Source organism: Hyunsoonleella pacifica, from assembly GCF_004310335.1.
GTDB classification, from domain to species: domain Bacteria; phylum Bacteroidota; class Bacteroidia; order Flavobacteriales; family Flavobacteriaceae; genus Jejuia; species Jejuia pacifica.
Genome location: NZ_SIRS01000002.1, coordinates 357,170 through 369,677, shown reverse-complemented (window position 1 = coordinate 369,677; position 12,508 = coordinate 357,170). Strand labels below are relative to the sequence as shown.

General features: G+C 29.6%; 8 protein-coding genes. 2 read left to right on the top strand and 6 right to left on the bottom strand.

Annotated elements, in window-relative coordinates; all coding sequences use genetic code 11:
- Positions 1 to 16: 16 nt before the first annotated feature.
- The 6 genes from EYD46_RS05020 to EYD46_RS04995 form a co-directional block, all read right to left on the bottom strand.
- Positions 17 to 787: a polysaccharide biosynthesis/export family protein gene (locus tag EYD46_RS05020; RefSeq protein ID WP_130935971.1), complete on the bottom strand. Its 771-nt coding sequence runs from the start codon at positions 785 to 787 to the stop codon at positions 17 to 19.
- Between the two features lie 44 nt (positions 788 to 831).
- Entirely contained in the window at positions 832 to 2,793 is a 1,962-nt protein-coding gene (locus tag EYD46_RS05015) for a polysaccharide biosynthesis protein (RefSeq protein WP_130935970.1), read from the bottom strand.
- Positions 2,794 to 2,816: 23 nt separating this feature from the next.
- Positions 2,817 to 3,941 (bottom strand): DegT/DnrJ/EryC1/StrS family aminotransferase, encoded by a 1,125-nt coding sequence (locus tag EYD46_RS05010; RefSeq protein ID WP_130935969.1) that lies wholly within the window; start codon positions 3,939 to 3,941, stop codon positions 2,817 to 2,819.
- Positions 3,942 to 5,142: 1,201 nt separating this feature from the next.
- A complete protein-coding gene (locus tag EYD46_RS05005; protein ID WP_229731294.1) occupies positions 5,143 to 7,005 on the bottom strand; it encodes an Ig-like domain-containing protein in 1,863 nt (620 codons plus the stop codon).
- Between the two features lie 713 nt (positions 7,006 to 7,718).
- Complete coding sequence (locus EYD46_RS05000; protein WP_130935967.1) at positions 7,719 to 8,567, bottom strand: hypothetical protein; 849 nt, start codon at positions 8,565 to 8,567, stop codon at positions 7,719 to 7,721.
- Between the two features lie 84 nt (positions 8,568 to 8,651).
- Positions 8,652 to 9,653 carry an MBOAT family O-acyltransferase gene (locus EYD46_RS04995; RefSeq protein WP_229731276.1) on the bottom strand — a complete coding sequence of 334 codons (1,002 nt, stop codon included), beginning with the start codon at positions 9,651 to 9,653 and terminating at the stop codon, positions 8,652 to 8,654.
- Positions 9,654 to 10,335: 682 nt separating this feature from the next.
- On the opposite strand from EYD46_RS04995, the gene EYD46_RS04990 reads away from it, so the two are divergent.
- Together EYD46_RS04990 and EYD46_RS04985 are read left to right on the top strand one after the other, a co-directional pair.
- Complete coding sequence (locus EYD46_RS04990) at positions 10,336 to 11,355, top strand: NAD-dependent epimerase (RefSeq protein ID WP_130935965.1); 1,020 nt, start codon at positions 10,336 to 10,338, stop codon at positions 11,353 to 11,355.
- Between the two features lie 162 nt (positions 11,356 to 11,517).
- Positions 11,518 to 12,501, top strand: coding sequence for an SDR family oxidoreductase (locus EYD46_RS04985; protein ID WP_130935964.1), 984 nt, complete (start codon positions 11,518 to 11,520; stop codon positions 12,499 to 12,501).
- The last annotated feature ends 7 nt before the right edge of the window (positions 12,502 to 12,508 follow it).

Sequence of the window (12,508 nt, the reverse complement as noted above, 5' to 3'; positions counted from 1 at the left end):
ATAGAAACTATAATTATCATCTAGATAATAAAATTACTGTAGAAGTTATGATGATAGATGCTATAGATATTGCAACATTAACTCTACCATCAAAATACGCCTGAGTTATTGCTGACTTGTTAGGTTCAACATAAACAACATCATTTTGAGTCAAAAAATAAACAGGGGAATCAAATAACTCCTTATTTGTTAAATCTACTCTAGTGTAAGTTTTTGTGCCGTTAAAATCTCTTACTACAAGTATGTTTTCCCTTTTTGCCTTAATTTTCAGATCCCCAGCTAGGGCAATAGCCTCCAAAAGGGTAATTCTCCCTCCGGAAACCTGATACATCCCAGGTCTATTTACCTCTCCTAAAACAGCTATTCTAAAATTCAAAATCCTTATGTTAACTATTGGATCCTTAAGATAATCGGAAAGCTTCTGTTTTAGTAGTTCTTTAGCTTGCTCTACACTTAAACCTAGTAGCTTAATTTTGCCAAGTACAGGGTAATCAATATTACCATCTTTATCAATTAAATAATCGATATATTGCAAACCACCAGAGCTGGTCTGTCCTTTTTTTAAATTAAAAGGCTCTACTGCCTCTAAATCGAATGTGGAAACATAAACGCTAATAATATCATTTATTTTAAGTTTTGGAGTAAATGTATTTGTTTCAACTATAGTCTCAAAATCCTTAGCTGTCTGAAAATAAACAACATCTCTTTTTGAAGCACATGAAAAAAAACAAATTAATACTAAAAAACTAATTACAATTATGGACGCTTTGATGGAATTAAAAAACATTATAAATAAGATTTGGGGTAAAACTACGAGATTTAAAATAAAATTTATTGAACTGACTTAAAAACTTTAGAATCTTTGGACTTATCATCTATTATGCCTTTCGCCTTTTTGTATACCTTAACTCGCGTATCAAATTTCTCGTATTCTGAATTATTAGATTTATATTCTGGTATTAACCCTTTTATTTTCATTACAATATTATTGCTTTGAAAACGATTAGTAATACAGAGCTCTTCAATTGCTGCTTTTACTTTTATATAATCTAACTCTCTTGTTTTACTTATTAATATTTTTTTATGATATGTAGACAAAGTATTTTCTCCATTAGCTAATAACTCTTCATATAACTTCTCTCCTGGTCTTAATCCTGTAATTTTGATATCAATATCTTCTGGATAGCTTAAACCCGAGAGTTTTATCATATTCTTAGCTAAATCGTAAATTTTCACAGATTCCCCCATATCAAATATAAATATCTCACCTCCTTTACCCATAGTACCTGCTTCCAAAACTAATTGAGCTGCTTCCGGTATTGTCATGAAATAACGCGTAATTTCTTTATGAGTTAATGTTAAAGGGCCTCCTCGTTCTATTTGCTTTTTAAACAAAGGAATAACAGATCCGTTAGAGCCTAATACATTTCCAAAACGTGTAGTTATAAATTTAGTTTTGCTCTCTTTTTGAAGACAACTAATATACATTTCTGCCATTCTTTTGGTTGCCCCCATTACACTTGTTGGATTAACAGCCTTATCTGTAGAAACAAAAACAAATTTTTTAACATTATACCTTGAAGCTGTATCTGCTAATAATTTGGTTCCATTTACATTAATTTTTATGGCTTCATAAGGAGATTTCTCCATTAAAGGGACATGTTTATATGCTGCTGCGTGAAACACCATGGTTGGCTTTTCTGTTTGAAAAATTGTATCTATTCTCAAACCATCTCTAATATCCGCAACAATAGCAATGAAATTGTGTTTGTTATTACGTTTTAAATCTTGCTGAACATCATAAAGTGCAGACTCAGCTTGATCAACAAGTATTAATTTCTTCAAATTAAAATTCGCTAATTGCTTTACCAGTTCACTACCTATAGAACCTGCTGCACCTGTTACTAATACTGTTTCTCCATTAAATTCGTTTAATAAATTCGGATTATCTATATTAATTTGAGGTCTTCCTAATAAGTCTTCTATCTGAAATTGCTTTATTTGGCTACTACTAAATTCTCCATTAATCCAATCTTCAATAGGAGGTACCTTTTTAATTTTTACTTCAAAATCAATCAAACTATCAACGAAATGAATCAGATTACTAGGATCTATACTTTGAGAAGCAATTATTATCTCATCAATGTTATTATGTTTAATAAATCGTTCATCAATTGCACTTGGAGGTAAAATCCCAATCCCATTAATTAATTTCCCTTTTTTCTTTTGGTCATCATCAATGAACAATATTGTATTATAATTTGTTTTTGTATTGTTCATTAATGCATTGTATGTAACAATACCTGAATCTCCAGCACCATAAATCATTACGTTTTTATTTGATATCAATTTACACTTGAGATAATTATATCCAAACTTAAATAGTAATCTACAACCGCTTAGTAATACAAAACTTAAAAGCACATGGAATACAATAATGGATTTAGGAATTGTAAAATTAGGTATAAATCTTAAAGAAGAATTTACTAGTACTACCAATGTAGTTATTAAAGCTATTAATGATACTGCCTTAAAAACATTAATAACATCTGCAAAACCAGTATGTCGTATTACACTTTTAAAGGAACCTACCAATAGAAAACTTATTATAGAAATCACTAAAAGGATAGGCGTTTGAATTAAAAACTGTTCTAAATCAAAATTAAGAGTAAAATTGAACCGTATAAAATAAGCAGCAAAAAACGCAATTGTTACTATTGCTAAATCTATAACAAAAACGAGCCATTTGGAGGCAAACTTCTGTGAATAATAGGAAAAGTAATTTTTTAACATAAGTAAGAGTTTTGGTAATTATTTTAATTTAGGGTTTTTAATATTATTTTGAGTATTCTTTCTAAATCGATATCTGTCAGGTTTGAACCGCTTGGTACACAGAGTCCTTTTTTGAATAAATCTTCAGATACACCATTTGTGAAATTTATATACTCTTTAAATACTGGCTGCATGTGCATGGGCTTCCATAAAGGTCTTGACTCTATATCTTCATCCTGCAATGCCAATCTTATTTTTTCTCTTTGTTCAAAAGAATTTGTTTTAATACAAGTTAACCACCTGTTAGAGAAAAAACCAGTTGGCTCTGTTAAAAATTCTATAGATTTAATATGTTCTAGATTATTCTTATAAAATTGAAAATTTTTCCTTCTTGTCACTACCCTATCTTCTAACACTTCCATCTGCCCTCTACCTATTCCCGCTACTACATTACTCATTCTATAATTATAACCAACCTTAGAATGCTCATAATGAGGAGCATCATCTCTGGCTTGTGTCGATAAATGAATAGCTTTATCCTTATCTTTCTTACTATTGGTTATTAAAGCTCCTCCTCCAGAAGTAGTAATAATTTTATTACCGTTAAATGATAAAATACCAAATGTTCCTAAAGTACCACACTTTTTACCTTTATATTTACTACCTAAAGCTTCAGCACTATCCTCAATAACAGGAATATCATATTTTTCTGCTATGGCATTAATTTCGTCATACTTATATGGCATACCATAAAGGTGCACTGCTATGATCGCTTTAGGTTTTTTGTTTTTCTCTAGTCTATCCTTTATAGCTATTTCAAGAAGCTCAGGAGACATATTCCATGTATCCGCTTCACTATCAATAAAAATTGGTGTAGCTCCCTGATACATGATTGGATTAGCTGAAGCGGAAAATGTAAAACTCTGGCATAATACCTCATCTCCTTTAGTAACGCCTAACAAAACCAAAGCCAAATGAATCGAAGCTGTTCCAGAACTCAAAGCTGTAACCTCTTTTTCTCCTAGATATGCTGAAATATCTTGTTCAAAATTGTTTACATTTGGTCCAAGGGGAGCAATCCAGTTAGTGTTGAAAGCCTCTTCAACATAACTCCTTTCTCTCCCCCCCATATGAGGTGACGACAAATATATTCTTGTTTTTGTTAACATTATATAATTAATCCACTTAAAGCAATTAATAAGTAAAATACTGTTTATGAAATCTCCCCTCTATTTAGAAGAAAAACAAAATCAAAAACTAATATTCAAAATTTCCAAAATTGATTTAAAAAGTTGTGATAACATCTAGCGTCATTGAGAGGGATTATGACAAATTATTTTAACAACTTAATTAAATCAAAACTTTGCTATTAATCAATTTAATCTTGTAATACGGGGTAAATTTAATAATTGTTTTAGTTCAAACTGACAACTAATCACTTATTTCGCTAAAAGCGTATTTAAAATCGGCTAACGACATTAAGTGTTTTTTTCATGGATAATGTTTGCATGTTATCGACATGGTAAAGTTTTAAATATAAACTAAAAACCTGTTTATATGTGAACATTTGTTAGAAAATCATTTTTTTAAATGAAAATATGAAGTGCTCTTTTATGATATATAACTATAAACTAAAAAATGAATCAAAAATTAGTAATAAAGCAAGCTAAAATATGTTTGATTACTAAACTTTTCTTGTGCTTACACCTGGTTAAGTTTATGCTTCTATATCCTCTCAGTACTCGTTTTTTGTTTCATTTATGATTTTCACGACGTATTCGGTAATTATACTGATAAATCCTTGGATAGCTAAGTACTGTATAAGTAAGTTATGAAAATCTTGTTGATGACCTCTTTGTCATTTTTCTTTATTTGATAATAGCATATATAACTTAACAGAGTCATAACTCGACGAAGCTCATTTGATGGACACTTCATATTTATTTATAAGGTATCTCGTGTATTATCACTTATTAGAAGGTCTTAGAGCTTTTTTAATGTACCTTCTTTAATATCCGAGTATCAAGTGAGGCATCAGTATACATTATACATTTAAGGCTAGAGTTTTCTACTTCAAGTAACTTTATGTCTTTTAAATGTGTAGTTTCAATCCTCCACACTTTTTGCGTCAATAATAAAAAGGACTCTTGTCTATTCATAGTTCCCAGTCTAATTCAAGAACACTTCTTTCTAATTGGTTCTCCTTTTGAATCTAGATAATTTGTGAACTTGGTAAACCTGCCTGCTGGTAGACAGTTTTTTTTCATTCGACAGCTAAAGATTTAAAACTTGAAAGAAATATGATCATTCCCTTTCTTAATTTAAGAAGTAAGAATTTTTCTTCTATATATTTGTATAACTATTTTAAGTTTATTCAAATACAAGGTTTAAGAACTCCTCTAAATCAGTATAACCATCTCCATCTGTATCTATTGTTCCATCTTTTAATGTTAAATCTGGTCCAAACATAGCTCTTTCCCATATATCAGGCATTCCATCTCTATCGGTATCATAACTTATTGGTCTGACATTATTAGGTGTAGATGGTCTATTATCTCTTGCCGAATCCCTTAGTGACCCATCGTAAATAGTAGGTCTTTCAAGACCGTAAACAGAACTTGTTCTTGAAGCACTTCCATCATCTTTAGCTAAAGCAATAGCTTCTATATCATCAGAATCTCTATAAAATCCTACTGTACCATCTGCATTTAAATATTGACTTGCTCCTACTGATGCAAATAAATCTGTTTTAAGTTCACTATTTGATAAAATTATTGGAGCTTTTCCATTATAAGGCAAAGGTGAGCTAACAAACCAACTTGATTTTACAGGCTCGGTTGCTGCCAAAGGAAAGTTAGACCACGCAGAACTTTCGTCTGTATTTTCATCATAACTAGTTAACGAATAAATATCTAAAACATTTTGATCGATGTGGTTAAACCTGCTATAAATTCGATTATTTGACTGTCCATTACCAGTGCCTAGCTTATGAATCCCTACACCATCATTGCCTCCACTGGCAATTGTATTAATTCCTGATTGAAAATAATTACCCACAAGGTTAATATCAAAACTATCGTTAGCAGTATATGCACTAATGTTAAGTGTTCTGTACCTAAAATTGTGTATGAAATTGTTAACAACATCCAATTTAGCCCCACCGCCAGATGAATTTGGAAATCTATGACTTACATTTGTTATTACATTTCTAAGAAAAGAAAACTCCCCACTCCTAGTATCGTTACTACCAACTATAGCTCCCGTTTTATTTTCATAAAACAAACAGTTTTGTATTGTTACATTACCATCACTTTCACTAGAATCAAAATCTACAGCTTCATCAGTGGCATATGCAAAAGAACAATGATCTACTATAACATTTGAGCATTGGGGGGCAGTTATACAATCCCTCTCAAAAGTATCTTTTTTTCCGTTTCTAAATCTTACATATCTAATAATCCAATTATCGGCAAAAGCAATATACATTCTAGACCCAGTAAGTGTTATACCTCCCTCAGGTGCTGTTTGTCCTGCAATGGTGAAATTTCCACTACCGGCAGTTAAACTTGATTGCAAGTCTATCTCACCAGACACGTCAAAAACAATTATTCTTGTGTAGGTTTTACTTAATGCTTCTCGCAAACTTCCTGGACCACTATCGTTCAAGTTGGTAACGTGTTCTACAACACCACCACGTCCACCTGTTACATTTGCACCTGCTCCATAAGCATCTGGAAATGCCTTTAATTCTGCAGCAACACTATTATCAATATTAACTTCATTTATAGTAATATCAACTTTAGCAGTATCACAGTTTTCTTCTGTACTACTCTCATCACATACAGTGTATTCAAAAGTATCAGTACCAAAATAATCAGAATTTGGTGTATAAATAAATACATCATCGGAAAAATTGTTAAGTGTACCGTTATCCACTATTTCCAAAGTTCCATTTTGTGGAGAAGTATTACTAATACCAAAATTTGTAGGTACACTATTATCATTTTCAAATACTCTAATTTCTATTGAAGCATTTTCACTTGTCTCTACAACGTCATCTTGGAGTTCTATTTGAAAAATTTCTTCTGCTGGTTCTACTTCTTCTGGAATTTCTTCCTCAATAATCTGTTCCTCAAATTGAGATACATAAAGTTCTTCATTGTTACATGAAAACATTACAATCAAAGAAAGTAAAATAAAAAACAATAATTTTGAGTTTTTAAGTAGGTACATCACAATAAACTAGATTTTAGGGACTTCAAATATATTTACTTCAAATCTATTTTTTATGCATTTCATCGAAATTCTATTTTTTATTGTAGTACTTTGAATACAAAATGCATTTCGTCGATTTAAACTTTCATTATTATACGTGACAAAAACATTTTCAGATTATAAAATCTTCTATTTTTTGTAATTGTTCGCAAAAATATGCAGTTAATCGATTATTTTAAAGCTTTATTAATAACTTGTTAATAAGTATTTAAGTATATTGTTCTTTAACGATATTATAAGTCCTTTTATATAGATTTAGGTTTTGGAGTTAAAATAGATTTCTAAAATTAGACATAATATTTTTATATTACATTACACCAATTTCGATAATAACTTTATTTCGACTCTTTATAATGAAAGCATAATCTTTTCTTAAATAATGCTTCTATCTAAAATATTAAAGTTGCAGAATCAAATAAACTAATTCTCCTCCTCGATCCTCTGTTTTAAAGTTGTAAGTAATATGTTGTTTATTTCGCTTAATTGGAATTTCTTTTCTCTAATTAAATATGAAGTTATTTCTAATTCTATGTTATTTTTGCTGTATGCTGCATGATATTTATTGTTTCACTTCGTAATATGAATTTTTACACCTCTTTTGTATTGCCAAAAAAATCTAAATCATTTATAGCAACATAAAGAAAATAATCAAGAATTATTTAATTCACTTTTTAATTTGCCTGTAGAATCTCTTCTTTAAACGCTTTTGTGAAAGCTGTTGCTCCATCTGCAGACATATGTGTAAAGTCTTTCCAATAGTCTACATTATATTTTTTAAAAAAATCAGAATAATCATAATAAGAAGTATTCTTAGATGCAAAGTATTGCTTTGTTATAGATTGAACATTGAAATGATTTCTTTTTAATGTAGGAGAAGTGAAGAATATTAGGCGAGAATTATTATTTCCACTGTAGTCAATGATTAAATCTATAAATTTATTAATTAAAGGGTTAATTTTTACCTCATTTACCATAAGCTTGTCTTGTTCCAACTTTAAACTATCTGATTTCAGCATTTTTTCAAAAATTTCTCTTTGCTCTTGATTAGGATATAAAGGATCATAACCGCAATATTCGCTGTAATCATAACTTGGAGCTAAAGAGTTTTTTAAAATTCCCAATACCTTACTATTATATATATAAGAATTAAAAATTCTTGATATATAAATTTCATTAGGAAAAAAATTATAAATAAAAGCACTAACGTCATCACTCCTTTGAATCATATTTATCAAACCCATCATATCACTACCATTGTACTCTGAGTCATAAAGACTAGCATGGTCTATGTGAACTAATAAAATTTGATCTTTCTTTTTTAATGTAGATATTAAGGCAGCACTATAACCAATTTTAGTACCATCTACACCAATATTAAAAGATGAAATATTTAAAGACTCATTATCTATATGGTGATTAGCTCTTGAGCTTCCAAAAACTAATAAATCAACAGAATCTTTTAATGAAAAAAAATGATTGACCTTGCCTACACTTTGTCCTGTGTAAACCTTTTTATCCATTTTTTTTAAGCATAGGCAAATTAATCTATCCGCAGCAAAAAAAACAAGAGCTAAGACTAACAATAATTTAATTGACTTTTTCATCTAAAATTGAAAATATATAAAGTTACTCGAACTTGAGAAGAATAAAGTTATGTTTATCAAAATAAAAGTAGAAATCACTATAAAACTAGTATTACTTAACTTTGAGCCAAACTCTTCTAAAACTAAATCTTTTCTAAAAATATAGGTATCAAAAGATAAAGCAAGCAATAATCCATACATTAGACTTGTAAAGCTAGAAATATTACCAATATAAGGAGATAGATAAGGGCCTTTTGTAAGTTTTACAAAAATTAAAACAGAATCATCGAAACTAAGAGCTCTAAAAAATATCCATACTAAACTAACCAAACTGAATATAAAAAGATTCTTTAGTAGTGTATATTTTTTTGGTATTAAATTAAATCGCTTTTCAAGACTTAACAGTAATCCATGAATAGCACCCCAAATAACAAAATTCCATGAGCTACCATGCCACAATCCTCCTAATAACATAGTTATTAAAAGATTACGATATTGTATTTTAATTCCTTTTTTATTTCCTCCCAATGGAATATATAAATAATCTTTTAACCATGTAGATAATGAAATATGCCACCTCCTCCAAAACTCAGTAATGGAAACAGAAAAATATGGTAGATTAAAGTTTCGTTTAAAATCAAAACCTAGTATTTTAGCTGTCCCAATAGCAATATCTGAATACCCACTAAAATCAAAATAAATTTGAAATGAGTATAAAACAACAGCCATTGCCAAACTAGATGCATTATGTATATCGGGTGTATTATATATACCATCTATGATACTTCCAATAGCATCTGCAACCACTACCTTTCTAAAAAAACCAATAAAAATTTGAAATAATCCATTTTTAAATCTATCTAGAGACATTTCTCTTTTACGAGCTAGCTGAGGTAATAAATTCGATGCCCTTTCAATTGGACCAGCTACAAGCTGAGGAAAGAAAGAGACAAACGTTGCGAATTCAATAAAATTATTAGTTGGCCTAAGATCTCCTCTATAGATATCGATTGAATAAGACATAGTTTGAAAAGTATAAAAAGATATACCTACTGGTAAAATAATACTTAGTGTAGAAACTGATACCTCGTAACCAAATACAGACCACAAATTCACCCAAGACTCAATAAAAAAATTAAAATATTTGAATATGCATAACAGTCCTAGATTTGATATTAAACTAATAATCAAAAATATTTTTTTCTTTGATTTAGATGAATAAATTTTCAAACCAACCAAATAATCCAAAATAGTAGAAAAGGCAATTAAAGATAAAAATCTCCAATCCCACCAACCATAAAAAACATAACTAGCAATTAGTAGTAAAACATTTTGCCATTTAAAATATTTTTGGGGGATTAGCCAATAAGAAGTAAAAACTATTACAAAAAATAATAAAAAAGCAACAGAGTTAAAAATCATTATTGTTCAATAGTTATTGAATAAATACAGGAGACGAAGATAAATATATATTACTGATGATATAAAACATATTGTGCTGTTTTCGATGTACTGAGCTATTTGGCCATTAAAACGTACTTTAATCTTGAGAGGTTATTTCTTTTATTAATCTTATCGATGAAAATCAGAATTTAATCTCCTTTTTGTTTTTATATCAATACAATTTTTCATCTTTGCTTAGCTATTTTAATAATTTCTAAAATCATTTTAAAACTAGTTAGTTTTAATATAACTTAAAAACAAAATGAAAATACTTGTAACTGGAGCAGCCGGATTTATTGGTTTTTATACGTCAAAAGTTTTAATTGATAGTGGGCATGCTGTAATTGGCCTAGATAATATTAACGACTATTACGACATCAACCTTAAATTTGATAGGTTAAAAGTGTTAGGCATTGATAAAAATGAAGCCTCTACATTTAATAGTTTAAGTAAAAGTGAAAAAAATGATAGTTTTTCGTTTATAAGAATGCATTTAGAAAACCGTGAAGAGCTTCCTAAACTTTTTAAAAATGAAAAATTTGACGTTGTATGTAATCTAGCGGCTCAAGCTGGTGTAAGATACAGTTTAGAAAACCCAGAATCTTATGTAGATTCAAATTTAGTGGGGTTTTTAAATATTTTAGAGTGTTGCAGGAATTTCAAAATAAAGCATCTTGTTTATGCAAGTAGCTCTAGTGTTTATGGCTTAAACGAGAAAATCCCTTTTTCTACACACGATAATGTAGACAATCCAATTAGCTTATACGCCGCTACAAAAAAAAGTAATGAATTAATGGCACATACTTATAGTCATTTATTCAAGTTTCCAACTACAGGGTTACGTTTCTTTACAGTTTATGGTCCTTGGGGAAGACCAGACATGGCTATGTTCTTGTTTACAGATGCTATAGTGAATAAGAAACCCATTAAAGTCTTTAACTATGGAAAAATGGAACGTGATTTTACTTATGTAGATGATATAGTTGAAGGTGTAGTAAGGATTCTTGAACATCCAAATATAGAGAGAATAGAAAATAATGATTTATATAAAGTTTATAATATTGGGAACAACAATTCTGTAAAATTATTAGACTTTATACAAGAGATTGAATCAAACCTTGATACTGTAGCTGAGAAAAATATGCTACCTATACAACCTGGTGATGTTGAACGCACTTGGGCAAACGTAGATGACTTGATAAAAGATTATGATTACAAGCCAAATACATCTATAAAGCATGGTGTAAAAGCATTTGTTGATTGGTATAAAGCATATTATTAGCTTTACGTAACTAACCACATAATCCTTTTTTACCGATAAAAATCATTCAATATATATGCTTTATGATTTTAATCGTAAAAAACATCAACTTAGTATAATAATAAGCTGGGTTTAAATATTTTTTCACATATTTGTGCTAGCTATTAAAAAACCCCCAATTAAATGTTAAATAATCTACTCAATAATACCATATTAGTCACAGGTGGTGCTGGTTTTATAGGTTCTAATCTATGTGAAACTCTTCTTGCAAACAATATAAAAACCATTTGTTTAGATAATTTTTCTACTGGAAAGAGAAAAAATATCGAACCATTCTTAAAAAACAAAAACTTTACTTTAATAGAGGGTGATATCAGAAATTTGAAAGATTGTCACGTTGCTTGTGAAAATGTAGATTTTGTTTTACATCAAGCTGCACTAGGATCTGTTCCTAGATCAATTAACGATCCTGTAACAAGTAATGATGTCAATATTTCGGGTTTTTTAAATATGCTTGTTGCTTCCCGAGATGCAAAAGTAAAACGTTTTGTTTATGCTGCCAGTTCATCTACTTATGGAGATCATGAGGCTTTACCTAAAGTAGAAGATGTTATTGGTAAGCCATTATCTCCTTACGCTATTACTAAATACGTGAACGAGTTATATGCTGATATTTTTAAAAGGTCTTATGATTTGGATACTATTGGTTTACGGTATTTTAATGTTTTTGGAAAACGGCAAGACCCAAATGGTGCCTATGCAGCTGTAATTCCGCTGTTTGTAAAACAATTGATTAATCATGAATCTCCAATTATAAATGGAGATGGTAGTTATTCTAGAGATTTCACGTTTATAGATAACGTTATTCAAATGAATATTCTTGCTATAACTACTGAAAACGAAAAAGCTTTAAATAATGTATATAACGTAGCTTACGGAGACAGAACAACCTTGTTAGAGTTAACTAAGCTATTAAAAAAGCATCTTTCTTCTTTTGATGATGCTATTAAGGATATTGAAATAAAACATCGTGAAAATAGAATAGGAGATATACCTCACTCTTTAGCTTCTGTAGAAAAAGCGAAAAAACTATTAAACTATAACCCCAAATACAATATTGATGAAGGTATTAAAGAGGCTGTTAATTGGTATTGGGAAAATTTATAATCAAAAA

Excerpts from the sequence above, each read along its gene's own strand:
- EYD46_RS05020 (WP_130935971.1), bottom strand. The coding sequence starts at position 787 with ATGTTTTTTAATTCCATCAAAGCGTCCATAATTGTAATTAGTTTTTTA.
- EYD46_RS05015 (WP_130935970.1), bottom strand. The coding sequence starts at position 2,793 with ATGTTAAAAAATTACTTTTCCTATTATTCACAGAAGTTTGCCTCCAAA.
- EYD46_RS05010 (WP_130935969.1), bottom strand. The coding sequence starts at position 3,941 with ATGTTAACAAAAACAAGAATATATTTGTCGTCACCTCATATGGGGGGG.
- EYD46_RS05005 (WP_229731294.1), bottom strand. The coding sequence starts at position 7,005 with ATGTACCTACTTAAAAACTCAAAATTATTGTTTTTTATTTTACTTTCT.
- EYD46_RS05000 (WP_130935967.1), bottom strand. The coding sequence starts at position 8,567 with ATGGATAAAAAGGTTTACACAGGACAAAGTGTAGGCAAGGTCAATCAT.
- EYD46_RS04995 (WP_229731276.1), bottom strand. The coding sequence starts at position 9,653 with ATGTCTTATTCAATCGATATCTATAGAGGAGATCTTAGGCCAACTAAT.
- EYD46_RS04990 (WP_130935965.1), top strand. The coding sequence starts at position 10,336 with ATGAAAATACTTGTAACTGGAGCAGCCGGATTTATTGGTTTTTATACG.
- EYD46_RS04985 (WP_130935964.1), top strand. The coding sequence starts at position 11,518 with ATGTTAAATAATCTACTCAATAATACCATATTAGTCACAGGTGGTGCT.